Below are 25,324 nucleotides of genomic sequence, written 5' to 3' on the forward strand. Positions count from 1 at the left end.
GCATGATGGATGCCGTACGCCGATGCTCACCCCCGCTCACCGCTTCTGCGAGGGAGCCCGGCCGGAATCCATGTCGCGATATGACGTTAGTCTTCTACTCGCGCCGCTGCCCATGGCACGGAGACGTTCGAGAGGACCGGGACGGAAGCATGTCGGGAGAGATGTCGCCCACCGGGAAGCGCACCGGCCCCGGCTCGGCCCCCGAGCTGCGAGCCTCGCACGCCGACCGGGACCGGGTGGTGGATGTGCTGCGTATCGCGGCGGGGGACGGCCTGCTCGACGCGGACGAGCTGGACGAGCGCCTGGAAATTGCCCTGTCGGCGCGAACCCTGAGTGAACTGGCCCCGCTCACCGCTGACCTGCCGTCCGTATCGGCTGCGGCCGGCGTGGCCGGAGCAGAGGTCAAGGACGTCGTGCGGATCGAACAGATCCACAGCGGCGCGATCGAGCGCGTGGGGCGCTGGGTGGTACCGCGGAGGCTGGAGCTCGCGGTGACGTTCTGCGCGGTGACGCTGGACTTCACCGACGCAGTGATCACGCACGACACGTTGCGGATCGACGTGGGCATGACGGGAAAGACCCTGACGCTGATCACAAGGCCGGGAGTCGTGATCGACACCGATGGACTGCAGCTGACGCACTGCGGGATCAAGCACCGTCAAGGTCCGACGCATCCTGAAACGCCGGTCGCTCTGCGAGTGGAACTGGTAGGTCGGAAGCTGCACGGCCGAGTGGTGGTACGGCCCCCGCGCCGGACGTTCGGACAGTGGCTGCGGCGCACCGGCCCCACATCCCGCTCGGCAGGCGCCTGACCACGCGACGCGGCCCGCCCCGGCTCCATCTCGAACTCGCCGGACGGGCGGACCGGCCACTCCGCGGTCGCTGACGCGACCTGCCTGCGGCGAGCCGACCCACGCCCGTCCCGAGGGTCAGGTCGTCTCCCGGCGGGTCTGCCTCACCTCGCGGTCAAGAGCCCAGGCGTCGGCGACCGGCCCGAGATGGCCGAGCTTGTCGGGGTTGATCACCGAGCGGATCGTCCGGATCTGCCCGTCGAGCACGTCGAGAGCCAGGATGTGCAGCACCTTGTCGTCCCGGTCACGGAACACCGCTCCGGGCTGGCCGTTGATCTCCCGCGGCTCGAAGGTCACGTCGGCCTGGGCCATCCTGGGGAAGACGGAGGCGAGCAGCCGCGCCACGTTCTCGGCCCCGACGACGGCCCTGGCCAACTGCGGGGCCTTGCCGCCGCCGTCTCCGGCCATCGACACGTCGGCGGCCAACAGCTCCCGCAGGCCGACGACATCGCCTTCGCGGAGAGCGTCGAAGAAGCGCGTCGCCAGCTCCTTCCGTTCCTCACGGTCCGCCTCGAACCGTGGCCGTCCGGCCTGCATGTGCCGCCGCGCCCGTACCAGCAGCTGCCGGCACGCCGCCTCCGACCGGCCCACCGCCGCGGCGACCTCGTCGAAGCCGAAGCCGAACACCTCCCGCAGCACGAACACCGACCGCTCCAGCGGGCTGAGCCGCTCCAGGAGCAACAGAGCCGCCATCGACACCGAGTCGGCCAGTTCCGCCGCACGTGCCGGATCCTGATAGGGGTCGGTGAGCAGCGGCTCGGGGAACCACGGCCCGACGTACTGCTCCCGCCTCACCCGTGCCGAGCGCAGTACGTCGATCGAGATCCGAGTGACCGTGGTCGACAGGTAGGCCTTGACGGATGTCGGGCGGGTCGCCGAGCCGTCGAAGCGCAACCAGGTCTCCTGCACCGCGTCCTCGGCCTCCGTCACGCTGCCCAGAATGCGGTAGGCGACCGAGAACAGCAGCGGTCGTAGCTCCTCGAACTCCTCGACCTTGCTCACGCCGACTCCCCCCTGTGGTTTCCCGTCCGGCGGTACGCGTCGGTGCGGGCATCGTCTTTTGTGGTGATCATCCGGTCCGTCGGCCGCGCAGAACAAGGCCACAGGGCCCGGGGCCCGACAACGGTGGCCGGGCTCACGCCGGTTGGGGGCGGCCCCTCAGTGGAACTGTCCGGTCTCGTAGGCGCCGGCCGGCTGTCGGGTGATGATGTTCAGCCGGTTCGCCGTGTTCATGAAGGCCACGAGGATCACCAGGGCGGTGAGTTGCTCCTCGTCGTAGTGCTCGGTGGCACGCGCCCAGACCTCGTCGCTGACCCCGCCGGCCGCGTCCGCGACCCGGGTCCCCTGCTCGGCCACCTCCAGCGCGACGCGTTCGGCCTCGGTGTAGACCGTGGCCTCCCGCCAAGCCGCCACCAGGTTCAGCCGCACGGAGGTCTCCCCGGCAGCGGCGGCGTCCTTGGTGTGCATGTCGATGCACGCGGCGCAGCCGTTGATCTGGCTCACGCGCAGCGCCACCAGCTCCTGCGTCGCGGCCGGCAAAGGGGATTCCTTGATCGCCTTGCCCGCCGCCATGAAGTGCTTGAAGGCCTTGCTGGGGTTCGGGCCGGCGAAGTAGTTCAGTCGCGCGTCCATCGTGTGCTCCTCGGTGGTCGTCGGTGGCTACACCTCTGAGACGAGGTGACCCGGCCGCCTGTGACACGAGGGCATGTGACGCACGTCTCCCCGCAGAACGGGCCGTCCCCAGACCCACGGACGAGACGGCTTCCCGGTTACAAAGGCGCGGGCGGTCGTCGCGCCAGGAGCGTCTGATGACCCGTTACGCCTCGCAGCTTTCAACCGCGGGAAGTGGGCCAGAATTGGGATGCCAGAACACGCAGGCCGTTCGAGGTCATTCCGGGGTCATCCCATTCGGGCGGTCCGGGGCGGCGATTGCGAGTTCTGGCCATTCGGCGGAGGTGAGGGCGCGCGTGGTCGAAGAACAGGAACCCGTTCACTTCAGATAGCGGCGCGCCGCGTCGAGGAATGCCAGCCGACTGGGACTGATATGAGCCCACACCTTCTCGTCCTGCGGTGCTTCCGGGTCGTCGGGGCCCTCTCTGAGCAGTTTCTGTACGGCGAACGCGACGCCCCGGGCAGCGCTGTTGACGTCGGAGGCGCACAGCATGTGGATCGTCTTCTGCTTCACCCACACCCTGTCGATGGCCTGCCGTTCCCGCGCATGCCACTGCTCGTCGGTCAGGTTGTGGTGATAGCGGTCCACGGCGACCCGTTCGGCCTCCTGAACCGCGGACAGGAATTCGATGAGGTGGGCGAGGCGTTCCTCCCGGCGCGCCGTCCGGTTCGAGGCGCGTCCTATGGAGTGCTGAGCCACCAACGACATGAGTCCGCCGAGTACGACGCCGATGAGCGGCGAGAGCATTGTCCACACAGCGGACAACTGTGGCACCGGCGGCTTTTGCTTATCCGGCCTATCCGATATTTCGGGGTGATGAATTTCGGTACGACGACAGCCACTTCCCCAATCGACGCGCCTGCGCCCTCAGCCGGCGCCTTCACCCGTTTCCCCGGGCGTCGTGCTGGTTCAGCCGGGGAACCGCCCCGTCGAGCGCAGTTGCCAGCGCCGCTCCGCGTAGGCGAGGTCGTCGCGCCACAGACGGGCGGCCGCGGCCCTCATGAGCGGCCGCAGCACCGGCGCCATCCTGCGGGCCACGGTGAACCCGGGACGGTCCGACGCCGCCACGACGGCCTCCACCACCGTGGTCCGCGGCCTGCCCCGTTCGTCGGGGCCGAGCGGAGTCGCGTGGGTCTCGACCACCGACCCCTGCCCCTCGCCCTCCGTGATGTGCATGACGACCGTGCGCGGCTCGGGCGCGGTGAACACCGCCCGCACCGGCACGACGAGTCGTCCGGCGAGCTTGAAGGAGACGTCGACGGCAAAGCCGTCCTGGTCCGTGGCTGCCGCGCCCTCCGTGCCCGTCGCGGGCGTGTCGACGACGGTCAGGTCGACGAAGGAGTACGGATGGAACCACGCCCCGTGCCACGGGTCCAGGCGGTTGGCGACGATGTCCTCCGGCTCGCACCGGCCCACGCCCTCGTAGACGGCCGACACCGCTCCCGCCGGGGCGGGCCTGACCGGTACCACCGGTGCCTCCAGAGGGTGTTCGCCGCCCACGTCGTCCAGTCGCACCCACACGAGGACGCCGTCGTCGTGCGCGGGCAAGGGCTCCCAGCCCCCGAACGCATCGCCCCGCAGGGCGAGTCCGTGCCAGTGGCAGACGAGGGCGCCGCAGCGCACCGGACTGTCCCGGAGCGGAGCGCCCAGATGAGGGCAGACGCCCGGCCCGGCGACGAGTCGGCCCGAGGCGTCGCGCCAGACGACCACTTCCTGTCCGTCGACCGTCCGGGCCAGCGGCCGGTCGTCACGGATGTCCTCGGTGGCGCCTACGACGTACCAGTTGCCGGAGGGGCGCGCCTGGGCGCGCTTCAGGGCCTGGGCGATCACCGCGGGGCGGGCCTCACGCCAGGTGGGACGCTGCCGCTCCCACGCCAACGGGTTCTTGCGCAGCGACAGCGGAAATCGTCCGCGTCGAGCGGAACGGTCGGGACTCACGTGATCTCCTCGTGCAGTGGTACCGCGCCGGGGGAGGCCCCAGCCGCCGCGGGCCTCGGGACGGGGCGTTCCCGCGATTTTGGTGACGCCGCCCGGCGAACCGCACGCCCGACCGCCTGAGCGGCCATCAGACGCGCCAGTCCGTCGACGGCCACCGCGGCACGCCGTCGGCGGGGGACCACCGCGCGGCGGTGGAGCACCGCGTACCCGTCGTCGGCGACCGCGTCCAGGATTCCGCCGTACAGCACGAAGGCCGTGCGGATGCACGGACGTGTCACCGGATCGAGCATCGCGATCCCCGGTGCGGCCTCGCGGTAGACGCCCCGGGTGAGGTCCTCGACGGCTTTCAGCGCCTCGGTGATCCTCCGGTCCCGGAGGCCGGTGCGGCGGCTCCAGCAGAGCAGCTCCCGGTCGACGCCGTGGGCGCCCAGCAGGTCGGCGGGCAGGTAGACCCGTCCCCGGTCGAGGTCCTCGCCCACGTCACGCAGGAAGTTGGTCAACTGGAAGGCCACGCCCAGGGCCGCCGCGTGCGGGGCCGCCTCCTCGCGGGGGACCACGGTTCCCAGGATCGGCAGCATCTGGAGCCCGATGACCGCCGCGGAACCGTGCATGTACGCACGCAGGTCGTCGTACGTCGGATAGTCCGTGATCTCCAGGTCGCTGCGCATGGACGCCATGAAGTCGCTGAAGTACTGGTGGTCGATGGCGTACCGGCGGGCCGTGTCGGCCAGTGCGAGTACCACCGGTTCGGGACTGTCACCGTCTCTGAGGCCCTGCGCGAGGCGTGTGTGGAGGCGGTCGAGGTCCGCGGCACGGCGCCGGGGCGCGATGCCGGGGTCCAGGGAGTCGACGATGTCGTCCGCCCAGCGGGCGAAACCGTAGAGGGCGTGGACGGCGGGACGCCGATGGACGGGCAGCAGCCGGGTGGCGAGGAAGTAGGTCCTGCCGTGCCGGGCGTTGAGCCGGCGGCATTGGGTGTAGGCGTCGCGCAGTGCCGGGTCGGTGATGCCCGCCGCGTCGAGTTCCCGGACGGTCATGAGTGCGTTCCTTCCGGGGTGGCCGGCGCGGTGCGCCGGCGTTGTGGGCCGCGGGCCGCTTGCAGCCCGGTGATCCGGGCCGCGGCGAGCTTGCCGGAGAGCAGGACGGTCGGGACGCCGACGCCCGGTGTGGTGCCGCATCCCGCGAGCACGGCGTTGTCGGTGCCGCGGACCAGGTTGCGCGGCCGGAAAGGTCCGGTCTGGGCGAAGGTGTGGGCGGCCGAGAAGGGCGTTCCCGCCGCGTGCCCCTGGGCCTGCCAGTCGGCCGGGGTGACGAGTGTCTGCTCCTCGATGGCGTCGGTGATGCCGTCGAACCCGCGCCGCTCCAGCTCCCGCAGGACGCTGTCGCGGTAGCGCGGTGCGAGATCCGCCCAGGCGGTGGCGTCGGGTCCGATGTCGGTGTTCGGGCACGGGGCGAGGACGTAGTGGAGGTGGCGGCCGGGCGGCGCGAGCGAGGGGTCGGTGGCGGTGGGACGGGTGATGAGCAGTGAGGGGTCGCTCATCAGACGGCCGGTGCGGGTGAGTTCGTCGAAGGTGCGGTGCCACGGTGTCCCGAAGGACAGCGTGTGGTGGGCGAGTTGGGGCCAGGTCCGGTCGGTACCGGCGTGCAGGACGACGGCCGACGGCGCGTGCCTGATCCGCAGGGGCCGGCGGGGCGCGTGACCGAGGAGCCCGTACGCGACCGGCAGGTCGGGGGTGAGGACCACGGCGTCGCACGGGATGCGCTCCTGATCGGTGACGACGGCGGTGACGCGGGAGCCGGAGCGCTCCAGCCGCAGGACGTCCTGTCCGAAGCGCAGGTCAGCGCCCGCGTCAGCGGCGGCGTCCGCCATGGCCTGCGGCAGGGCGTGCATGCCGCCGCGGGGGAAGTACACGCCGGCGACGGTGTCCATGTAGGCGATCACGGCGTACGCGGCCAGGGCCCGGCTCGGCGGGACTCCGGCGTACAGCGACTGGAAGGAGAAGACGCGGCGCAGGCGTTCGTCGCGCAGGTGACGGCCGATCCCCGCGTCCAGGCGCCCGAACCCGCCGAGTGCGGCGAGCCGTGCCAGGTCCGGTGTCAGCAGCTGGAACGGCGAGTCGAAGTTGGTGTCGATGAAGTGCCGCATCTGCGTCCGGTACAGCCGCTCCAGCCAGTGGCGCAGCCGCCGGTATCCCGCGGCCTCCTCGGCGCCCGCGAAGCGCTCGACCTCCGCCTCCATGGCCTCCGCGCCGGTGTGTACGTCGATGCTGCTGCCGTCGGCGAACAGGGCCCGGTAGGCCGGGTGGAGGGGGATGAGGTCGACGCGGTCGTGCAGACTCTCGCCGACCGCGGCGAAGGCTTCGTCGGCCAGGTGGGGCATGGTCAGCACGGTGGGGCCGGTGTCGATGCGGTAGCCGGCGCGGTCCAGGCGTCCGGCGCGGCCTCCGGGCAGGGTGTCGCGTTCCACGAGGGTGACCCGACGGCCCGCCCCCAGCAGGTGCAGGGTGGCCGCCAGGCCGGAGAGACCGGCGCCGACCACCACGACGTGGTCCGTGGGTCCGGGGACGCTTCTGGTCATCGGACGGACCTCTCCGCGCCGGCGGTCAGCAGGAGCGGGACGGGCGTGTCGTCCTGCATGCCGCGTGGCGTGGGTGCGGGCCTGGGCCGGGCGGGGGGTCCCGCCGTGGCCTGCAGCAGTTCCCGCAGCCGCAGCCGGCCCTCCGGCTCGAGCGGGGCGGACTGCAGGTGGCGCATTCCCTGGGCGACCAGTCGCTGGATCCTCGCCTCGACGATGTCACGGGCGCCGGTGTCGACCAGTACGTCACGGACCTCGTCGAGGCAGCTCTCGGACAGGTCGGCGCGGCCGAGGGCCTGCCGCAGCAGGGCCAGGCCGTGCCGGTTGCCGGTCGCCTCGGCGCGGGCCTGCGCCAGGGCGACGAGGTAGGTGGGCTTGCCGGCCCGGATGTCCCCGCCCGTGGGCTTGCCGGTGTGCCGGGGGTCGCCGAAGACGTCGTCGAGGTCGTCACGGAGCTGGAAGGCGATCCCGACGCGGCGGCCCGCCGAGCACAGGGCCTCGGTGCGCGCGGCATCCGCTCCGGCGAGGGCGGCTCCGAGCGCCAGCGGGCGCTCCACGGAGTACAGGGCGCTCTTGAGGCAGGCGGCACGGAGCGCGCGGGCCAGGGAGCGGGAGGAGGTGACCTGGCCGTGGATGTCCAGGTACTGCCCGGCGACCATCTCGGTCCGCATGGCGCTCCACAGGGCGCGTACGGTGGCCGGCGCCGTGTCGATGGTCGCGACGATGTCGTCCGCCCAGGCCAGGGCCAGGTCCCCGGCGAGGATCGCGGCGGCTTCGCCGAAGCGCGGGCCGAGTGAGGGCGCAACGCTGTCGGCGTACTGAGCGGCGACGTCCGCGTGCAGGGCGAGCCGTCCCCGGCGCAGCCGCGAGCCGTCCATCACGTCGTCGTGGACCAGGGCGCAGGTCTGGATGAGTTCCAGGGCGGAGCCGACGCGGAGGGCGGCTTCTGCCTCGCCCGGGCCGCCGCCGCAGGCACGCAGCGCCCACCACACGAAACGGGCGCGCGTGCGCTTGCCGCCGTTGAGGGTGAAGCGCGCGACGCGTTCGGCGAGGTCCCGGCCGAACGTCGGGTCCAGGGCGCTGGCGCGCTCCGCCCGCTCGGCCAGATGGTCTTCGAGGACGTGCCCCACGGCCGCGGAGACGTCACTGTCGATGGCGTGCAGATCGTCCACGTCCAGCGGGAACCGCGGCGGCGGCGGATCGCCCGCCGTCGCATGCCCGGGGCCGGGGTGTCCGCCCCGCACACGGGCGAGGTCGTCCGCGCGGGCACGCGGGGGCTCGGGATGAGGGCCGGGCGCCGTCCCGGACACGGCGTGATCCTTGGCCTCGCTGGAGCGCATCCCGGTTCCTCTCGTCGCGTTCGTTCTGGGTGTCTGACTGAAACGCTTTCCGCGCTTGAGGCCTCCGCGGATGCGCCGGACGGGCGAGAAAGTGCGCCCGGTCCCCACCGTTGGGCCGGTCGGGCGAGGACACATCGCCGCGCATCGCGGAAAGTGATGCAGAGACGATGCAAGTTGAGGCATCGGTGGGACTTCTCGCAGGGTGATGGAGCCGAGCCCCTCCGAGACCGATATCGGGCACGCCGGGGGTAGACGACTTCGGCCGGACCACTTCCGCCCCCGCGACACGGAACGGCCATCGCGCCCGCACGAGGAGCAGACACCATGGCTGCACAACAGGTCACAGAGCAGACCCGCGACAGCGTCCCGCTGTGGGCTCCGGCGGAGGAGCCCTTGGCCGACGAGGAACTCGCCGCGCGTTTCGCCGCCGGTGACGAGGCCGGTCTGGCCGCGGCCTACCACCGGTGGGGCACCCTGGTGCACACACTGGCGCGGCGTTCTCTCGGGGACGTCCGCGAGGCGGAGGACGTCACACAGACGGTGTTCCTCGCGGCCTGGCGGGGCCGCGCCGGATTCGCCCCGGAGCGCGGCGCCCTGGGCGCGTGGCTCGTCGGGATCACCCGCCGGAAGATCGTCGACGCCCTGTCCGCGCGCACCCGGCGGGCGGAACTCGTGGTGGCGGCCGGCGCCCGGATGTCCGTCGGGCCCGGGGACGGTGACACCCCGGCGGCCGTGCTCGACCGGGTCGTGGTGGGCCATGAACTCGCCAAGCTGCCCGCCGCCCAGCGCCGCGTACTCACCCTCGCCTTCTACGACGACCTGACGCAGACGCAGATCGCCGAAGTCACCGGATGGCCGCTGGGCACGGTCAAGAGTCACGCCAGGCGCGGACTCCACCGACTCGGGCGCCGCCTCGAGGACGACGATCTCCAGCGGGCATGCTGAGGCGGGCGAGCCGACCCGATCAGAGCGCCGCCGACGACAACCCGGCCGGCCCTGCATCCGCGCGGGCCCCGCGGAGTGAAGGACCTTCGACAGGTCACCGGCTGCGCGCGCACCTCCGGTGGAACGCGCAGGGAGGGAGCGGTTCGTGCTGGACGCCGAGGTGGCCATCGTGGGCGCGGGAGCCGCGGGACTGTCCCTCGCCCACCGGCTCGCGTCCCCCGCTTCCGGAGCCCGGAGTGTGACCGCCGTCCTGGTGGACGCCCCACCCGGTCCGCTCCGCCCGCCGAGCCGCACATGGTGCTTCTGGGAGCAGGGCCCCGGGCCGTACGACGAGGCCCTGACCGCCGCGTGGCGGCAGCTCAGGGTCCACACCCCCGACGGCCGTGTGGCCGCGGACGACATCACGCCTCTCACGTACAAGATGCTGCGCTCCGACGACTTCGAGCGCCTCGTCGCCCGCGATCTGGCGCGCAGCGACGACGTCCGTCGACTCGAGGCGACCGTCGAGACCGTGGACGGCATCGCCGACGGAGCGGAGATCCGCGGACGCACCCGCCTAGGACGCCCCGTGACGGTGCGCGCCCGCTGGGTCTTCGACTCCAGGCCGCTCGGCAGCCTTCCGGCGGCCCGCACCACTCTGCTGCAGCACTTCCACGGCTGGTTCGTCCGGACCGACCGGCCGGTGTTCGATCCCGGCACGGTGGAGCTCATGGACTTCCGGGTCCCGCAGCCGCCGCAGGGACTCGCCTTCGGTTACGTCCTGCCCACCGGCCGCCACGAAGCACTCGTGGAGTACACCGAGTTCTCCGGCGCCGTACTGCCCCGCGAGGCCTATGACACCGCCCTGCGCCGCTATGCCGAGGACGTGCTGCGCCTCGGCCACTTCGAGGTCACCTCGACCGAGACCGGCGTGATTCCCATGACCGACGCGCGCTTCGCCCGCAGGTCTGCGCCGTCCGTCTTCCGCATCGGTGCCGCGGGAGGCGCCACCCGGCCGTCCACGGGCTACACCTTCTCCGCCGTGCAACGCCAGACGCAAGCCGTCGCGGACGCTTTGCGCACGGGCCGCAACCCCATGCCTCCGCCCGCCCACTCGGCGCGCTCGCGTGCCATGGACGCGGTGATGCTGCGAGCCCTGGACAGCGGCCGGGTGGACGGGGCCGCGTTCTTCGCGCGGCTCTTCTCCCAGGTTCCGATGGAACGACTGCTCCGCTTCCTCGACGGCACGACCCGCCTCCACGAAGACCTGTCCCTCGGCATCCACACACCCGTACTGCCCATGCTCCGCTCCGCGGCGGAGCTGTCCTGGCTTCCCCGCCGGCCCTTTCCCGGACCCTGACCCGGCACGAAGGAGACCTGTGCAACCCGACCGAGGAGACCGCATGCCCCTGCTGCGCGACGAGGGCCTGGCCGCCGCGTTCGACCACGCCTCTCGCAGCTACGACACACTGGTTGCCGCCAACCCCGGATACCACGCCCACCTGCGCCGTTCGGCGCGCCGCCTGGGCCTGTCCCACAGCCGGGGCGCCCTTCGTGTGCTGGACCTCGGCTGCGGCACCGGGGCCTCGACGGCCGCGCTGGCCACGGTTCTTCCCGACGCCGAGATCACCGCCGTGGACGCCTCCGCCGGAATGCTGGAGCGCGCCGCCGGCAAACCGTGGCGCGACGGTGTGACCTTCGTGCAGGCTCCCGCCGAACGGCTGGCGGAAGCAGGCGTGCGGGGACCGTTCGACGCGGTGTTCGCGGCGTACCTGTTCCGCAACGTCGCCGATCCCGACGCCGTGCTCGATGCCGTACGCGAGGCGCTGGCGCCGGGGGGACGACTGGCGGTGCACGAGTACACCCTCAGCGGCCGGACCGCCCACCGCGCGGTGTGGACGGGTGTGTGCCGGGGCCTGGTCCTGCCCGTCGCCACCGCCCTCGGCGACGGCACCCTCTATCGCCACCTGTGGCGCAGCGTCGTGGAGTTCGACACGGCGAGCGACTTCGCCGCGCGGGTTCGCTCCGCCGGCTTCCAGGACGTACGGGCGCTGCCCCTGCCGGGTTGGCAGACCGGCATCACGCACACGATCGTCGCCCGCCGACCGGGCACAGCCGCGGAGACGGGGCGATGACCGCGCCCCGGCGGCCGGACGCCGCCCGACGAGGCAGGGACCGGCGGGCCCGCACGATTCCTCCCGCGCCGGGCGCGCCCCGCTTCACCGGCGACCGGCCCCCGACGACCGCGGTCGTCGGCGGCGGCATCGCGGGACTGGCGGCGGCAACGGCCCTGGCCGAACGAGGCGTACGGGTCACGCTGTACGAGCGTGAGCCCACTCTCGGCGGACGCCTGGCCGGGTGGCGGACCACCCTTTCCGACGGCAGCGACGCGACGATGAGCCGCGGCTTCCACGCCTTCTTCCGGCAGTACTACAACCTGCGAGGCCTTCTGCGGCGCACCGATCCGCGGCTCGACCGACTGCGTGGGCTGCCCGACTACCCGCTGTGGCACAGCGGCGGCCTGCGCGACAGCTTCCGGCACGTACCGCGCACGCCGCCGTGGAGCGCGCTCGGCTTCGTCGCCCTGAGCCCCACCTTCGGGCTGCGGGATCTCCTGCGCATGAACCCGGTCGCCGCACTGCCTCTCCTGGACGTCCGCGTTCCGGACGTCTACACCCAGCTCGACGGCGTCAGCGCCCATGACTTCCTGGAGTCGATCCGCTTCCCCGAAGCCGCGCACCATCTCGCGTTCGAGGTGTTCTCGCGCAGCTTCTTCGCCGATCCCCGCCAACTGTCCGCGGCGGAGATGGTGCTGATGTTCCACATCTACTTCCTCGGCTCCGCGGAAGGGCTGCTCTTCGACGTGCCTTCCGAGCCCTTCCCCACCGCCCTGTGGGAACCCCTCGCCGGCTACCTGGGTGGCCACGGCGTCGACCTGCGCACCGGCACCCCCGTCCAGACGGTCGAACCCACCTCCGACGGCGGCTTCCTCGTCGCCGCCGATGCGCGGGAACAGCACTACGACACGGCGGTACTCGCCCTGGACTCGGCAGGGTTGAGCTCCCTCGTCGCGGGTTCCCCGCGCCTGGGTGACAGCGCATGGCGTGAGCGGATCGCCCGGCTGCGCGGTGCCCCGCAGTTCCTCGTGTCGCGTCTGTGGCTGGACCGCCCCGTCGGGGCCGACCGCCCCGGATTCCTGGGCACCAGCGGCTACGGGACTCTCGACAACGTCAGTGTGCTGGAGCGCTTCGAGGGCGAAGCGAGGCGCTGGGCCTCGCGTACCGGGGGGTCAGTCGTGGAACTGCACGCCTACGCCCTGCCCGACCATGCGGTCCGTGACGTCGAGCAGAAGCACCTCGTGGAGCAACTGCACCAGGTCTGGCCGGAAACCCGTGCGGCGACGGTGCTCGACGAACGCCACGAGTGGCGGGCCGACTGCCCGCTGTTCCCGGTCGGCGGATACGGCGACCGGCCGACCGTACGCACCCCCGACCCCGGGCTGGTGGTGGCCGGTGACCTGGTCCGCACGGGGCTGCCCGTGGCCCTCATGGAACGCGCGGCCACGAGCGGCTTCCTCGCGGCCAACGCGTTGCTGGCGCGCTGGGGAGTCAGCGGGCAGACCTTGTGGACGGTGCCCGACCGCGGACGCAGCGCGGCGCTGCGGGGGCTCGCACGCCTCGGCTGATGTCCTGTCACCCGGCTCAAGTGGGGCAGCAACCACCGTTCTTCACCCGCGCCGGTCTGCGGGACCGCTCGCAGCACACAGGCTCACGACGACGCGTGTGAAGCGGGCGGGTGGTGGTGGCACGGCCCGGACACCCTTACCGTGGCCACGTGGAAGAAGCCGGTCGCCACGTGGAAGAAGCCGAACGGCATGTGGAAGAAGCCGAACGGCAGGTTCACCGCTCGTCGTTCGGCGCGGCGGCCGCCGCGTACGCCGCACACCGCCCCGACTACGCGCATGCTGCCGTGCGCTGGGCCCTGGAGCCGGCGCCGGGGCCACGCGTACTCGATCTCGGTGCCGGAACAGGCAAGTTGACCGCCGCGCTGGTCGCGCTGGGCGCCGATGTCGTCGCGGTCGAACCCGACCCGGCGATGCTGAGCGAGCTGAGCAGGGCACTGCCCACCGTCCGAACCCTGCCGGGAAGCGCCGAGGCGATCCCGCTGCCGGACGCGTCCGTCGATACCGTGCTGGCGGGCAACGCGATGCACTGGTTCGACATGGACGTCGCGGGACCGGAGATCGCGCGGGTTCTCGCACCGGGCGGCATCCTGGCCGGCCTGTGGAACGTCATGGACGACCAGGTCGACTGGGTTGCCGGACTCGCGCGGATCAGCGGGCACGCGGCCGTCGGCCCGCGCGTCACGCCCGCCGCTTGGCGCGCCGAGACGGCTGGCGCGCACCTCCCCAGGACCGGCGCGGAGGCCCGGTTCGGCTCACCGAGGCAAGCCGAGTTCCCGCACGGACAGCGCCGTACCGCCGACACGCTCGTCTCGACCCTCGCCACGCGCGCGGGGATGCTGGTCATGCCGGAGCAGGAAAGGGAAGCCGCACTCGACCGGATCCGCGCGTTCCTCGCCGCCAGACCGGAGACCGCCGAGGGCGAGTTCGTGCTCCCGATGCTGACCGCCGTACTGCGCGTGCGCCGGCTGTGAGAGGCGGTTGCTGCTTCCGGGCCGGAAGGGGCGAGCGGTGGTTCCGGGACGCGGGAGACGTGATGTGCCGAATTCCGCAGGCGAACTCGCGGCGATTCCCGCAATGAATGGCGGGAGGGTGACCTTGTCCGGGCCACCCTCCCACTCAACAATCCATGCTCCATTTCCAGTCACGCGCTGTCTGGAATTGGTGCCCGGGTTGGAATTCCGGACTAGCTGCACTCCGGGATGCTGCCGTCGTGCCCTGCCGGCTCCATATAGCCGCTGTACATCCATCCGGTGTACTTGTCGTCCCGTGCGCTCTCCAGATCGGCTACCTTGTGCGGCTCATTGGACGGCCATTTCACCTTGTACCACTTGGTTATCTTCTGCCCCTCGTGGCCGTCGAAGCCGGAGTCTTTCCAACATTCGACCCAGACGGTGCGGTGGACCAGGACAAGGCCTATCTGTCGCGCACCGTCCGGTCCGGGGCAGTCGCTGACGTTGCATGTCCGGACCATGAGCCCTTCGTCGCCGGCCTGGGTCACGGTACGCACGATCTTGTATGCCCAGGGGCCCTTGGCGTCAGGTGCGGTGTCGGTCCGGTAGGTGTTCTCCGGGATGGGGGTGTTGCCGTAGGTGCAGGTGCCCTGGCAGCGGTTCCCGTCCCCGTCGCCACTCTGGTCGTCGCGGCCCACAGTGGTCGACGACCCCTTCTTGCCGCCCTTTTCGTCGTTGTCGATCAGTTGCGGAGCGATGATTGTTCCGGCCGCCACGATACAAGCGCCAGCGATTGCAATCTTGTGCCCGGTCTTCATCTCTTCCTTGTCTGTGAGGAACCAGTGGTCGGGCAAGAATGCAGGCTTCTGGCGGGTTAAGGGAATGGGAACGGGATGTAAATTAGCGCTGTTAGGTTTAGACCAGGCCAGGTAAACGCCGGTATCTACGCGGGTTGCGCAAGGCGGTTTACAAATAAAGTAATGGCTGCGTCTCGGGTTTTGATTACCGGAAAGTAGGATGCATTTATCCGCACCCTTTCCGATGTGTGGCACATCACATGCATTCCGGTGTGCGCCTTTACGGAAACAAGCGCTCGCTCACCACGAACTGTGGGCTGCTTCTGTCAGCCGAAGCGCAGGATGCGTGGGGCGAAGGTGCCCTCGGGACCGTCCGCTCGGCCTACCGACCACACCGCCTCCGAGCCCGGCACCGGCGCCAGCCGCAGCACCGAGGAGTCGCCCTCCCCGGGCACCGCAGGTTCGCTGTGCTCGGTGAACGACTGCCCGTTCCAGGCAAGGAAGTCCGGCCCGGGGACGAACGGCGGATAGCTGCCCGGCGGGCCCCACTTCTGCGAACGGGCCACCGAGACCCAGGCCAACGTGCCGGACGCGGAAGGTGTCAGTGAGGTGATCGAGCCGAAGTCGGTGGGCAGGGTGACCCTGTTCCACGCCTGCCCGTCCCAGCGGACCAGCAGTGGCGGAATCGGCCGGCCCACCGGGCCGCCGACGAACCCTTCCGTGCCACCCGCCCACACCTCCGTCGGCGAGACCGCCAGCACACTGCCCACTGCCGACCGGGGGAACCCGTTCACGATCGTCTGCTGCCACGTCTGCCCGTTCCAGTGCGACACGGCCGCACCGGAGTTGGTGGCGCCCGCGGCCCAGACGTCGTCGGCCGCCAGGATGTGCAGGCCGTACACGGCTCCCGGCGGCACGGGCACGTCCTGCCAGCCGCGGCCGTCCCAACGCAGCAGTGCCTGCGCGCCGTCCCTCGAACCGATCAGCCAGGTCTCACCGCCGCCGGCGACGACTTTGGTCAGCACGACACCGCGCGGCGGCCGGGTCTCCGACCAGGTGGTGCCGTTGAGGCGGAGCAGGCGGGAGCCGCCCGCCGAGTCGCGGCCGACGGCCCAGGCCGAGGCCGGTGACGCCGCGGCGATGGACAGCAACTCGCCCTGCCAGCCGGCCCCGGGCAGGCTCTGCCGCTGCCACGCCGTTCCGTCCCAGCGCAACATCAGCGGAAAGCCCGGCGCCTCACGGCCGACGGCGTCGGCACCCACCGCCCATGCCCGGTCCGGCCCGAACGCCACCGCCTCGTTCAGCCCGGCCTGCGGGCGTACCTGCGCCGGGACCGGAACATGCTGCCAGGACGGGTTCTCCGCCGCGGCCGACGCCAGGATGGTCATGATCGTCATGGCGGCGGCGAGAACCGCGACGAGAAGTCTGCGTGCCATGGTCAGCCTCCCAGCCGCTCGCTCATCAGGTTCGGTTTCGACCCGTAGATCTCGACGGTCCCGAAGGACAGCAGTGAGCGTCCGGCCTTCGCCAGCGCACGCGGTTTGACGTCGATCGCGTTCGTGCGCACCGGACCGTACGAGAACGTGGTGCGGGAGCCGTTCACCCGTGCGTACTTCGACTGGAACGCGCGGTCGCTGCGCACCGGCAGCCACAGCGCGCCGTCCGGGCCACGCACCATGGCCTCGGTATGGGTGTCGCCCAGCGGCGGGTGGGTCGTGCGCCAGGTGTTCCCGCTCCGGGTCATGAGGTACGTGCGGGGCACGCCGTCGATGTACTGACTGCCGCCGATCGTGACCCGGCCGGAGGGGTCGAGCAGGATCGTGTGCAGGTTGCTGTTCGGCGGCAGCGCCACGTTCGCGTCCCGCCACCGCGTGCCGTCCCAGCGCAGGACGGTCGTCCCGGTGCTGGTGTCGGCCCAGGCCCAGGCGTCGTCGGCGGTACGCGCGGTGATCCCCATCACGAAGTGCACATCGTCGGGCATCGACTGCGTGGTCCAGTCCGACCCGTCGTAGTGCAGCACCTTCAGCCCGGTGTCGTCCTCACCGACCACCCACGCGGCACCCGGCACGGCGGCGAAGTCCTGTTTGGTCCAGAGGTTCTGCGGCAGCGGGAGGGCGTTCCACCCTCCCGCCGACCTGCGCAGGACCTGTCCCACTCCCACGCGGTCCTGGAAGATCCACACTTCCTCGCCGACGAACTGCACCTTGCCGAGCCAGCCCAGCTCGTCGGCGCCGGGGAAGGTCGTGTCCCGGTGCCACGCCGTGCCGTCCCACCGGTACAGCATCGGCCGCAGCCCGTCGGAGGCGTGCTCGTACCCGGTGGCCCACGCCTCGCCCGGCCCGCGGGCGGCGAGATCGGACACGGTCACCGGCGGGGCCGCCGCCGGCACGGGCAGTGCCGACCAGCTCGGCGTCACAGCCGCGGCCGGCGACACCAACGTGGCGCACGCGATCACAAGACAGACAACAACCGCACGGAGACCGTTCACGAGACCCCCCAGAGCGCGAAGGTCGCACAGGCTATTGGCGTTCACCCACCCGTGAACAGACGGCATTCGGCCGATCGCGGGCGGGTGTGCCTCCTGCCGGGGTGCTGCCGGCCGCCGCATACCCGTCCGGCGGGAGGCGCTCGGCGCGGGCGCGGCTTGACCTCAAGTGAAGTGGAGGTCGCACAGTGGGCGTGCCACCGCCGATCTACCGGAAGGAACGGCCATGCGCGCCGTCGTGCTGCACGAGTTCGGACCTGCTGAGAACCTCCGCCATGAGGTGGTTCCCGATCCCGTACCGGGGCCGGGTGAGGTCCGTGTTCTCGTACGGGCAGCGGGAGTCCACCAGATCGAGACGGCGATGCGGGAAGGGCTGGACATCGGCCCGCCGCTGCCCGGGCTTCCGGCTATTTTCGGGGGAGAGGTGGCCGGAGTCGTCGAGTCGGTCGGGCCCGATGTGGACGAGGCCTGGATCGGCGCCGACGTGGTGACCTCACACGGCAGTCCGGGAGGCTACGCCGAACTCGCCGTCGCCGATGTGCGGTCCTTGCACCGGATGCCGCCCGGACTGGGGTACGAGGCCGCCGTCACCATGGTCGTCACCGGCACGACCACCATCGGCCTGCTCGACATAGCGGAACTCACCTCCGACGACGTGGTCCTGGTGACCTCCGCGGCCGGAGGCATCGGCCGTCTGGTCGTCCAGTTCGCCCGCCGCCTCGGCGCCACGGTCGTCGGCGCGGCAGGCGGACCGGCCAAGACGGCAGCGGTGCGTGAGCTGGGAGCCGACGTCGCTGTCGACTACAACCTGCCGGACTGGACCGGCACCGTCCGTGAGGCCCTCGGCGGGCGCGGCGTCACGGTCGTTCTGGACGGTGTCGAGGGGGAGAAGGGGCGGGCCGCCTTCGGGCTGCTGGCCGCGGGAGGGCGTTACGTCACCATCGGTGCGGCCTCGCGGGAGGAGTTCCGCCCCGATGAGACGGAACTGAAGGAGCGCGGCGTGCGCTTCACGGACGCCCTGGCCCTGCTGTTGCAGAGCCAGGCCGCGGCTTCGAACGAGGCCCGCGCGCTCGCGGCGGCCGCCGACGGAAGTCTGGTGCCCGCCTTCCAGACCTTCCCCCTGTCGCAGGCCGCCGCGGCGCACGCCGCCCTGGAGGCAAGGGGGACAACGGGCAAGGTCGTCCTGGTCCCCGACGCGTGTAAGGAGCAACTGCCTGGCTCGCGATGACGTCGGTCTCGTAGTGCTGGCCGCGCACGTACGGGGTACGCGGGAGGGGGCCAAGGCCACGTCGGTTGCCTGCGGTGCGATCTGCGGCGAACGTGGCCTGTGCTCCGTGCGGCACGCGCTCGGGGCCACTGAGGGCGGAAGGACAGGCACAGCGCAGTGACGATCGGCGACGCGGTGTTCGCATGGTTGGGAGTGGGAGCACTACTCGCGGCGGTACTGCCCCGAGTGGTCGCCGGGCGGCCCCTGTCGCTGCCGCTGGTGTTCCTGGTGGGGGGCATCGGTGTGTACCTGCTGCCGTTGCCTCTGCCGGTGATCGATCCGGTGGACGACCGGCTGCTGACAGAGCACGTCACCGAGATCGGCGTGATCATCGCGCTGATGGGCGCCGGACTTGCGATCAACCGGCCCGTCGGCCTGCGCCGGTGGGCGACGACCTGGCGATTGCTGGGCGTCACGATGCTGGTGAGCGTCGCGGCCACCGCCCTTGTGGCCTGGTGGGTCCTGGACTGGCCTCCGGCCGCCGCGCTCCTGCTTGCCGCCGTTCTCGCGCCGACCGATCCGGTCCTCGCCTCCGAGGTGCGGGTGGGGGAGCCCACCGAGGACGAGCACGACGAGGACGAGGTACGTTTCGCCCTCACCAGCGAGGCGGGCCTCAACGACGGGCTCGCCTTCCCGCTGACGTACGGAGCTGTCGCGCTGGCCGCTGCCGCGGGCAGCGGCTGGTCGGCCGACTGGCTCGGCACCTGGGCGGTGGAGGACGTCGCCTTCAAGTGCACCGTGGGCGTGTTGGGCGGGTTGCTGGTCGGCCGGCTGCTGGGCTGGCTGTTCTTCCGCCCCCGGTCATCCGCGCTGCGGCTGTCCGAGCACCGGGAGGGCTTCGTCGCGCTGGGCGCCACGTTCCTGTCGTACGGGGTGACCGAGCTGGTGGGGGGCTACGGCTTCCTCGCCGTGTTCACCACCGCGTGCGCGATCCGCTCGGCCGAGCGTGCCCACGGCTTCCACAACATCCTGCACGACTTCGTGGAGCAGATCGAGCGCCTGTTCACCGCGGCGTTGCTGTTCCTGCTGGGCGCCTTCATCGCGCTGGGCGGTCTCTCCGCGCTGACCTGGCAGGGCGCCGTCACCGCGCTGGTGCTGCTGCTGGTGATCCGGCCGCTGGCGGGGTGGGCCGGCCTGCTCGGGGGCCGTATGCGCGGTGCGGAACGCTGGGTGGTCGCGTGTTACGGCATCCGAGGCATCGGTTCCTTGTACTACCTCGCCTACGCCCTGGGACAGCACGACTTCCCGGTACCGGACCGCGAGCTCTGGGCAGTGGTGACGTTCACGGTGCTGGCCTCGGTGGTGCTGCACGGCGTCACGGCGGGACCGGTGGTGACCTGGCTCGACCGGTTGCGGGCCGGTACGCCCCCGAAACAGGAGAGCACCGACGGCGAAGGCGGAGGAGCGGGGAGCACCGGGCGCAGCCCGGCCACGTGATCGTGGCGGCGCCGCCAAGGGGGTGCCCGGCCCGGCAGGCCGGTGCCGCAGGCCGAACGGCCCGGCCGGCCCGCCGGCTGGGCGATCGTTCAGCGGTTATCGCCCGGGCAGGTCGGCAGCAGTTCAGCACCGACTGCCCGGCCCCGCGGTCGACGGCTGCGACGGCCGGACAGCGAATCGGCGCCCATGTGATCAGGGCCCGCTTCCACGACACGGACAGGCAGCAGCATCGACCACCCTTCGCCGGCCGCCCCGGCTGACGCAGCGAGCGCATGACCCGACCGGTACGGCTGTGCCCGCCTCACGGCAGGACGGAGTCGACGTATCCGCCGTCGACGCGCAGCGCGCCTCCCGTGGTGGCCGACGCCTGGTCGGAGCTCAGGTAGACGACCATGTTGGCGATCTCCTCCGGCTCGATCAGCCGCTGCAGCAGGGACTGCGGCCGGTACTCCCGCATGAAGGCACGCTGGGCCTCGTCCCACGGCAGGTCCCGGTCGACGAGCCCGTACACGAAGTCCTCCACCCCTCCGGTGTGGGTGGGACCGGCGATGACCGAGTTCACCGTCACGCCCGTGCCCGCCGCATGCTTCGCGAAACCCCGACCGACCGCGAGCAGGGCGGTCTTCGACATGCCGTAGTGGATCATCTCCGCGGGGATGGCCACCGCCGAGTCGCTGGCGATGTACTGGATCCGGCCCCATCCTCGTTCCGTCATACCCGGCAGGTACAGGCGGGTCAGTCGCACGGCGGCCAGGACGTTGACCTCGAAGTACCGGCGCCATTCGTCGTCGGCGATCTCCAGTGGGTCCGCCGATCCGAAGATCCCGAGGTTGTTGACGAGAACGTCCACCTGCGGCAGAGCATCCACCACCTGAGCCGCCCCCTCTTCGGTGGTCACGTCCGCCGCCACGGGCACGAAGTCCGCCCCGGGCACCTGCCGGGCGAGCCGAACGACGCTCTCGTCGACACGCCGTTCGGTTCGGCCGTTGACGGCGACACGGGCGCCGGCACGGGCGAGTCCGGCAGCGATCGCCGCCCCGATGCCCTGAGAAGAGCCGGTGACCAGTGCCGTGCGCCCGGTCAGATCGATACGCATCCCACACGCCCCTTCGCATGCATCCGACAACCGCCTGCGGAGTACCCATTCAGGCACCCGAGCAACAGGGGACGCACGCCTACGCCTCCAGATGGCCGTTTCCGCCGGATCGCCGGAAGCCGTCGAGCGGACCGGCGATCGGCGACTTCGGTCGACGCCGCCGCTACCTGAGGAGACTGCGCAGCACCTCCCGCGGTCCCAGGGTGAGGGGGAGGCCCATCGGGAAGGCCCAACGAGGAGGCGGCATGGCGATCTTCCGTACGTGGACCAGGACAGGTGTCATGACGCGGGCCGCGGTGGCCTTCGGGCTCGCGGTGGCGGCCGTGCCCTCCGCATCGGCGGCTTCACCGTCCCCGGAAGCGGCTCCGGCACAGCTGTACGTCGCCTCCTGGGGGAAGGACACCTGGCCGGGCACCCTGAAACAGCCCTTCGCCACACCGGCGCGCGCGCAGCAGGCCGTACGCCGGCTCACACCCGGCATGACGTCGGACCTGGTGGTCAACCTCCGCAGCGGTGACTACACCCTGAAGAAGCCGTGCGCTACCGCGGCAACTTCTGGGACGACGCGGTGCCGGAGTGGCTCGAACGGCGCGAGTACCCCGGAGCCTGGCCACCGGCCGACGCGGTGAATCCGGAGGAAGGGTGCGGCGATCCCCACCGTCTCGACTTCACCGACAACACCCTGCTGCCTCTCCGCGACCCGGGCGCGGCCTGCGAGGCCGACGCCGCCTGCGCCGCCGTCCTGGCGAACGCGGGGCCCCGTCCGCCCTACCGCCAGCGTCTGGGCATGCCCTGACGGCCTGATGAGCAGCGTCCGGCCGTGCCTTCTGTGCCTTCTGTGACTGCCGTGACCGCCGTGACCGCCACGGTCGCCGGCCGACCGTACGAGCGGCGCGCGGGCGAAGCGCGGCGACGGTGGCCAGGGCTCAGGCATGCAGGGTGGGCCGGTAGACGAGCTCCTGGGTGCGGCCGTCGAGCGTCCGATGCTCGATCAGCTCGAGGTCGAAGTCGGCGGCACCCTGGAAGATCGGGTCCAGCCCGGTCCGACCGGTGATCACCGGGAAGAACGTCACCTGGACACGGTCCACCAGGCCGGCGGCCATCAGCGCCCGGTTCATCGACAGGCTGCCGTGCGAGCGCAACGGCACCTCGGACTCCTCCTTGAGCCGGGCCACGACATCGACGGCGTCGCCGCTCACGAGGGTCGCGTCCGACCAGTCGAGAGGTCCTTCCAGCGTGGTCGACACCACCGTGGCCGGCAGGCTCGTCATCCGGCTGACCCATGGATCACGCACCTCGGGCTCCTCGGTGCTCAAGGCCAGCATCCGTGCGAACGCCCGATAGGTGTTGGCCCCGAAGACCATCCGCTGGTCCTCGCCGTACTGGGACAGACGGTGGTCGAGCAGTTCGGGCCCCTGCTTGCCCCAGTAGCCGGTCCAGTCGCCACTCGCGGCTCCGAAGCCGTCGAGGCTGGAAAAGACATCGAACGTGTAGGTGGCGGTCATGACGCTCTCCTCGATGCGGTTGCCCGGTTGTGTGAATGCAGACTCGGCACCACGACGAAACTCATCGCGCTCGCCGTGTCAGTCCTTCCACCTAGGGTTCGCCCATGACACCTGAGATGCGGGACCGGTTACGCCCTTTCCGCGACGAGGCGACAGCCCGGGGCATTCCCGCCGACGACGTCGAGCGGTGGTCGGCCACCGTCCGTCCCTGCGCGACGCTCAGGCGGGACGGGGACGGGGACGGGGACGGGGACGGGGACGGGCCGGTCGTGGGGCGGTTCGGCGGTCCGCTGATGCTCCCGGCCGACATCCCGGACCCCTCCCACCCTTTCGTCGCTTCGATCGACCTCGCGGCTCTCCCCGCCGACGCCACGGACCTTCCACTGCCTCCCGACGGCCGTCTGCTCCTGTTCGCCTTTCCTGAGACCGCCGGCGATTCCGAGACCATGGGCAGCGTGGTGTACGTCCCCGTCGGCACGGCCGTGACGGAGCGGGACAGGGACGCGTGGAACTCCTTCGACTTCGAGGACTACGCAGCGATGTTCAAGGCGTTCCCGCAAGGGCCGTTGAGGGCGACGGCCGACGTGTCGCTGCCCTGGCACCACGCGGTCGAACGCGCAGAGAGGCCCGGGAGCGGGCCGCTTCCCGGGCATCCCCGCTCCGAGGAACTCGTCGCGGCCTGGGGGAGGACCCGTAGCGGCATCGCCCCCGAAGGCCCGCTGCAGATCGGGGGATACGCCGACGAGGAGGCCATCTGCACCGACCCGGTGTCCGTCGCCGTGTCCAGGGCAGTGAGGGCGGCGGAGGCGGGCGGGTGGGACGGACCGGTTTCGGCTGACGTCTCGGACTGGGTGCTCCTGGCCGACTGGTATGCCGGTATGGACGTCGAGGGCTGGGAGAGCTCCACCGTCCACTGGGTGATCCAGCGCGAGGATCTGGCCGCGCGGCGCTTCGACCGCGCGTTCACCTCCGTCTTCTCCAACCCCTGATCGCACACGGCTACCGCCCGGTCGGCTTCTCGGCCTGCGGCCGGCCCCCGTCTCGGGCACTCGCTGCCGAGGCCCACACGCCGGTTGTCACCATCTTGCGCTCGGGTGCTTGACGGCCTGCTGCCACCCGCGCCGGTCGACCCGGCGCGAGCAGCAGGACCGCGGCGGCCACGTCACCCGACGGCGGTTCCCTCGAGCTCGACCATCAGGCCGGGGACCGCCAGTCGCGTCACCTCGAGCATCGTGGACGTCGGTGCCACCTCGGCGGCACCCAACCGTGCCGCCAGCCCGCCGTAGTGCTGGAGAAGCAGATCGACATCGGTCGTGTAGACGTTGAGCCGGACCAGGTTCGCGAGAGACATGCCGGCTTCGCCGAGCACGGCCTCCAGGTTGTCGATGCTCAGCGTCAACTGTGCCGCCATGTCACCGTCGTGCTGGGGCTTGCCGTCACCGCTCATCGCGGTCTGCCCCGAGATGTACAGGGTCCGTGTGTGTCCGGAGACGACCTCCCCCTGGTTGAACCCCAAGTCCACGGACCACGTCACCGGGTTGACTGCCGCGCGTTCCACTGCCACATCAGCTCCATTCGACCAATCGCGAGTACGAACGTCCGTCGGCTCGGTAGCCGCCCCGCTGTGACGTCGTGTCGATGAGCCTCCCAAGAATTCATGACACCCTCCGTCATGTAATCCCGTTAAAGTCCGGGCATGCGCGCCGACCGGTTGATCTCGCTGGTGCTGTTGCTGCGTCGGCACGGTCGGCTGACAGCGGACACGCTGGCCCGCGAGCTGGAGGTGTCCACCCGCACCGTGCTGCGCGACATCGAGGCACTGTCCGCGGCCGGCGTCCCGGTCTACGCGGAACGGGGCAGGCACGGTGGGTTCGCGTTGTTGCCCGGTTTCCAGACCGAGCTCACCGGACTCAACCAGGACGAGGCTCTCGCGTTGCTGGCCGCCGGATCGGGGCGCGGCGAGCATGTCTTCGGCCTCGGCTCGGCACTCGCCTCGGCCATGCGCAAGGTGGTCGACGCGCTGCCCGAAGGCCACCGGACATCAGCGAGCGACGCGGCCCAGCGGTTCCTCGTCGACCCGGAGACCGACCTGCTCTCACGGCGGCGCGTCGACGAGGAGGTGCCCGGCACCACGATGACCGAGGTCAGACTCGCGGTGCTCGCCGGGCACAAGTTGCGCATCCACTACGCGGCCACGGGGCAGTCACCCCAGTGGCGCACGGTGGACCCGATCGGTCTGGTCACCGTCCGGGACCGGAGTTACCTGCTGGCCACGAGATCGGGCGCGGACCGCACCTACCGGCTGTCGCGAATGTCGGCCGCCGAGGAACTCCCCGAAGCGGCACAGCGGCCCAACCGGGTCGACCTGGACCGGATCTGGCGGGAACGCTCCGCGCGTTTTCTGTCCGGCGGTGACCACATGACCGTGCTGGTACGGGTGAATCCGGCGCGGCGGGAGGAACTGCTGGACGCCGCACTTGCTGTCCGCGCGGAAGACCCCGACGCGGACGGCTGGCTGCGGCTGGAGGTGACCTTTCAGGATTCCCGGCATGCCGTATGGGCGCTGTGGCAGCTCGGCACGGACGCGGAGGCCCTGGACCCGCCGTCGTTGCGCACCTCCCTGCACGACCGCGCCACGGCGATGGCCGCCCGCTACGGAGGCTCGTCCCGGGAGCGGGATGCCAACTCGTCCGGCTGACCCGAGACCACCGATCGGCTCCGCCCTGGGGTGGGGCGGAGCCGATGGGGTGGTGTGGGGTCAGGCGTGGCTGCGGCGGCGGTTTCCGGTGATGACCCGGTAGA

25 protein-coding genes are annotated in these 25,324 nt (G+C 71.3%); 11 read left to right on the top strand and 14 right to left on the bottom strand.

Translation table 11 applies throughout. The features are described 5' to 3' along the window. Positions 1 to 239 precede the first annotated feature (239 nt). Positions 240 to 812, top strand: coding sequence for a DUF1707 domain-containing protein (locus KUF83_RS21950; protein WP_374106123.1), 573 nt, complete (start codon positions 240 to 242; stop codon positions 810 to 812). 117 nt (positions 813 to 929) lie between these two features. Here the strand turns inward: KUF83_RS21950 and KUF83_RS21955 are convergent, their stop codons facing one another. The 7 genes from KUF83_RS21955 to KUF83_RS21985 form a co-directional block, all read right to left on the bottom strand. Beyond that, complete coding sequence (locus tag KUF83_RS21955; RefSeq protein ID WP_217456450.1) at positions 930 to 1,853, bottom strand: RNA polymerase sigma-70 factor; 924 nt, start codon at positions 1,851 to 1,853, stop codon at positions 930 to 932. A 156-nt stretch (positions 1,854 to 2,009) separates the two neighbouring features. After that, positions 2,010 to 2,483, bottom strand: a complete 474-nt coding sequence (locus KUF83_RS21960; RefSeq protein WP_217456451.1) for a carboxymuconolactone decarboxylase family protein — start codon at positions 2,481 to 2,483, stop codon at positions 2,010 to 2,012. A gap of 358 nt (positions 2,484 to 2,841) precedes the next feature. After that, a complete protein-coding gene (locus KUF83_RS21965) occupies positions 2,842 to 3,279 on the bottom strand; it encodes a hypothetical protein (protein ID WP_217456452.1) in 438 nt (145 codons plus the stop codon). A gap of 153 nt (positions 3,280 to 3,432) precedes the next feature. Then, the gene (locus KUF83_RS21970; protein ID WP_217456453.1) at positions 3,433 to 4,461 is read right to left on the bottom strand and encodes a DUF5914 domain-containing protein; all 1,029 of its coding nucleotides are present in this window, start codon (positions 4,459 to 4,461) and stop codon (positions 3,433 to 3,435) included. Beyond that, positions 4,458 to 5,498 carry a phytoene/squalene synthase family protein gene (locus tag KUF83_RS21975; RefSeq protein WP_217456454.1) on the bottom strand — a complete coding sequence of 347 codons (1,041 nt, stop codon included), beginning with the start codon at positions 5,496 to 5,498 and terminating at the stop codon, positions 4,458 to 4,460. The genes KUF83_RS21970 and KUF83_RS21975 overlap by 4 nt, the downstream gene beginning before the upstream one ends. After that, complete coding sequence (locus KUF83_RS21980) at positions 5,495 to 7,039, bottom strand: phytoene desaturase (RefSeq protein WP_217456455.1); 1,545 nt, start codon at positions 7,037 to 7,039, stop codon at positions 5,495 to 5,497. The genes KUF83_RS21975 and KUF83_RS21980 overlap by 4 nt, the downstream gene beginning before the upstream one ends. After that, positions 7,036 to 8,376, bottom strand: coding sequence for a polyprenyl synthetase family protein (locus KUF83_RS21985; RefSeq protein ID WP_217456456.1), 1,341 nt, complete (start codon positions 8,374 to 8,376; stop codon positions 7,036 to 7,038). Before KUF83_RS21985 ends, KUF83_RS21980 begins: the two co-directional genes overlap by 4 nt. Positions 8,377 to 8,700: 324 nt before the next feature. Between KUF83_RS21985 and KUF83_RS21990 the strand changes: the two genes are divergently transcribed. The 5 genes from KUF83_RS21990 to KUF83_RS22010 all read left to right on the top strand — a co-directional run bounded on the left by KUF83_RS21990 (position 8,701) and on the right by KUF83_RS22010 (position 13,956). After that, positions 8,701 to 9,321: a sigma-70 family RNA polymerase sigma factor gene (locus KUF83_RS21990; protein ID WP_217456457.1), complete on the top strand. Its 621-nt coding sequence runs from the start codon at positions 8,701 to 8,703 to the stop codon at positions 9,319 to 9,321. Between the two features lie 145 nt (positions 9,322 to 9,466). Further along, positions 9,467 to 10,660 (top strand): lycopene cyclase family protein, encoded by a 1,194-nt coding sequence (locus KUF83_RS21995; RefSeq protein WP_217456458.1) that lies wholly within the window; start codon positions 9,467 to 9,469, stop codon positions 10,658 to 10,660. A 43-nt stretch (positions 10,661 to 10,703) separates the two neighbouring features. Next, positions 10,704 to 11,435 carry a methyltransferase domain-containing protein gene (locus KUF83_RS22000; protein WP_217456459.1) on the top strand — a complete coding sequence of 244 codons (732 nt, stop codon included), beginning with the start codon at positions 10,704 to 10,706 and terminating at the stop codon, positions 11,433 to 11,435. Further along, a complete protein-coding gene (locus KUF83_RS22005) occupies positions 11,432 to 12,985 on the top strand; it encodes an FAD-dependent oxidoreductase (RefSeq protein ID WP_217456460.1) in 1,554 nt (517 codons plus the stop codon). The genes KUF83_RS22000 and KUF83_RS22005 overlap by 4 nt, the downstream gene beginning before the upstream one ends. 149 nt (positions 12,986 to 13,134) lie before the next feature. Continuing rightward, positions 13,135 to 13,956 (top strand): class I SAM-dependent methyltransferase, encoded by an 822-nt coding sequence (locus KUF83_RS22010; protein WP_308403088.1) that lies wholly within the window; start codon positions 13,135 to 13,137, stop codon positions 13,954 to 13,956. Positions 13,957 to 14,168: 212 nt separating this feature from the next. Here KUF83_RS22010 and KUF83_RS22015 read toward each other — a convergent pair whose 3' ends face one another. The 3 genes from KUF83_RS22015 to KUF83_RS22025 all read right to left on the bottom strand — a co-directional run bounded on the left by KUF83_RS22015 (position 14,169) and on the right by KUF83_RS22025 (position 17,220). Next, the gene (locus KUF83_RS22015; RefSeq protein WP_217456461.1) at positions 14,169 to 14,789 is read right to left on the bottom strand and encodes a hypothetical protein; all 621 of its coding nucleotides are present in this window, start codon (positions 14,787 to 14,789) and stop codon (positions 14,169 to 14,171) included. Positions 14,790 to 15,058: 269 nt separating this feature from the next. Next, on the bottom strand, positions 15,059 to 16,168 hold the full coding sequence (locus KUF83_RS22020) for a hypothetical protein (protein WP_217456462.1): 1,110 nt from the start codon (positions 16,166 to 16,168) through the stop codon (positions 15,059 to 15,061). Between the two features lie 2 nt (positions 16,169 to 16,170). Beyond that, entirely contained in the window at positions 16,171 to 17,220 is a 1,050-nt protein-coding gene (locus KUF83_RS22025) for a hypothetical protein (protein ID WP_217456463.1), read from the bottom strand. Positions 17,221 to 17,443: 223 nt separating this feature from the next. Here KUF83_RS22025 and KUF83_RS22030 point away from each other — a divergent pair, with 223 nt between their 5' ends. Both KUF83_RS22030 and KUF83_RS22035 read left to right on the top strand, forming a co-directional pair. Then, positions 17,444 to 18,445, top strand: coding sequence for a zinc-binding dehydrogenase (locus tag KUF83_RS22030; protein WP_217456464.1), 1,002 nt, complete (start codon positions 17,444 to 17,446; stop codon positions 18,443 to 18,445). A gap of 156 nt (positions 18,446 to 18,601) precedes the next feature. Next, positions 18,602 to 19,921 carry a sodium:proton antiporter gene (locus KUF83_RS22035; protein ID WP_217456465.1) on the top strand — a complete coding sequence of 440 codons (1,320 nt, stop codon included), beginning with the start codon at positions 18,602 to 18,604 and terminating at the stop codon, positions 19,919 to 19,921. Positions 19,922 to 20,222: 301 nt separating this feature from the next. On the opposite strand, the gene KUF83_RS22040 is transcribed toward KUF83_RS22035, so the two are convergent. Then, positions 20,223 to 21,017 (bottom strand): SDR family NAD(P)-dependent oxidoreductase, encoded by a 795-nt coding sequence (locus KUF83_RS22040; protein WP_217456466.1) that lies wholly within the window; start codon positions 21,015 to 21,017, stop codon positions 20,223 to 20,225. Positions 21,018 to 21,180: 163 nt separating this feature from the next. Then, positions 21,181 to 21,519, bottom strand: a complete 339-nt coding sequence (locus KUF83_RS22045) for a hypothetical protein (protein ID WP_217456467.1) — start codon at positions 21,517 to 21,519, stop codon at positions 21,181 to 21,183. A gap of 33 nt (positions 21,520 to 21,552) precedes the next feature. Between KUF83_RS22045 and KUF83_RS22050 the strand changes: the two genes are divergently transcribed. After that, entirely contained in the window at positions 21,553 to 21,813 is a 261-nt protein-coding gene (locus tag KUF83_RS22050) for a hypothetical protein (protein ID WP_254644129.1), read from the top strand. 130 nt (positions 21,814 to 21,943) lie between these two features. Here the strand turns inward: KUF83_RS22050 and KUF83_RS22055 are convergent, their stop codons facing one another. Beyond that, on the bottom strand, positions 21,944 to 22,522 hold the full coding sequence (locus KUF83_RS22055) for a dihydrofolate reductase family protein (protein ID WP_217456468.1): 579 nt from the start codon (positions 22,520 to 22,522) through the stop codon (positions 21,944 to 21,946). Positions 22,523 to 22,626: 104 nt separating this feature from the next. Here KUF83_RS22055 and KUF83_RS22060 point away from each other — a divergent pair, with 104 nt between their 5' ends. After that, on the top strand, positions 22,627 to 23,511 hold the full coding sequence (locus tag KUF83_RS22060) for a DUF1963 domain-containing protein (RefSeq protein WP_254644130.1): 885 nt from the start codon (positions 22,627 to 22,629) through the stop codon (positions 23,509 to 23,511). A 173-nt stretch (positions 23,512 to 23,684) separates the two neighbouring features. On the opposite strand, the gene KUF83_RS22065 is transcribed toward KUF83_RS22060, so the two are convergent. Next, on the bottom strand, positions 23,685 to 24,080 hold the full coding sequence (locus tag KUF83_RS22065; protein ID WP_217456505.1) for a RidA family protein: 396 nt from the start codon (positions 24,078 to 24,080) through the stop codon (positions 23,685 to 23,687). A 138-nt stretch (positions 24,081 to 24,218) separates the two neighbouring features. Between KUF83_RS22065 and KUF83_RS22070 the strand changes: the two genes are divergently transcribed. Then, on the top strand, positions 24,219 to 25,220 hold the full coding sequence (locus KUF83_RS22070; protein WP_217456469.1) for a YafY family protein: 1,002 nt from the start codon (positions 24,219 to 24,221) through the stop codon (positions 25,218 to 25,220). The last annotated feature ends 104 nt before the right edge of the window (positions 25,221 to 25,324 follow it).

Source organism: Streptomyces sp. BV286 (assembly GCF_019090165.1).
Taxonomy (GTDB): domain Bacteria; phylum Actinomycetota; class Actinomycetes; order Streptomycetales; family Streptomycetaceae; genus Streptomyces.

Excerpts from the sequence above, each read along its gene's own strand:
- KUF83_RS21975 (WP_217456454.1), bottom strand. The coding sequence starts at position 5,498 with ATGACCGTCCGGGAACTCGACGCGGCGGGCATCACCGACCCGGCACTG.
- KUF83_RS22020 (WP_217456462.1), bottom strand. The coding sequence starts at position 16,168 with ATGGCACGCAGACTTCTCGTCGCGGTTCTCGCCGCCGCCATGACGATC.
- KUF83_RS22060 (WP_254644130.1), top strand. The coding sequence starts at position 22,627 with ATGACACCTGAGATGCGGGACCGGTTACGCCCTTTCCGCGACGAGGCG.
- KUF83_RS22070 (WP_217456469.1), top strand. The coding sequence starts at position 24,219 with ATGCGCGCCGACCGGTTGATCTCGCTGGTGCTGTTGCTGCGTCGGCAC.
- KUF83_RS22055 (WP_217456468.1), bottom strand. The coding sequence starts at position 22,522 with ATGACCGCCACCTACACGTTCGATGTCTTTTCCAGCCTCGACGGCTTC.
- KUF83_RS21985 (WP_217456456.1), bottom strand. The coding sequence starts at position 8,376 with ATGCGCTCCAGCGAGGCCAAGGATCACGCCGTGTCCGGGACGGCGCCC.
- KUF83_RS21980 (WP_217456455.1), bottom strand. The coding sequence starts at position 7,039 with ATGACCAGAAGCGTCCCCGGACCCACGGACCACGTCGTGGTGGTCGGC.
- KUF83_RS22000 (WP_217456459.1), top strand. The coding sequence starts at position 10,704 with ATGCCCCTGCTGCGCGACGAGGGCCTGGCCGCCGCGTTCGACCACGCC.
- KUF83_RS21960 (WP_217456451.1), bottom strand. The coding sequence starts at position 2,483 with ATGGACGCGCGACTGAACTACTTCGCCGGCCCGAACCCCAGCAAGGCC.
- KUF83_RS21990 (WP_217456457.1), top strand. The coding sequence starts at position 8,701 with ATGGCTGCACAACAGGTCACAGAGCAGACCCGCGACAGCGTCCCGCTG.
- KUF83_RS22040 (WP_217456466.1), bottom strand. The coding sequence starts at position 21,017 with ATGCGTATCGATCTGACCGGGCGCACGGCACTGGTCACCGGCTCTTCT.
- KUF83_RS22030 (WP_217456464.1), top strand. The coding sequence starts at position 17,444 with ATGCGCGCCGTCGTGCTGCACGAGTTCGGACCTGCTGAGAACCTCCGC.
- KUF83_RS22005 (WP_217456460.1), top strand. The coding sequence starts at position 11,432 with ATGACCGCGCCCCGGCGGCCGGACGCCGCCCGACGAGGCAGGGACCGG.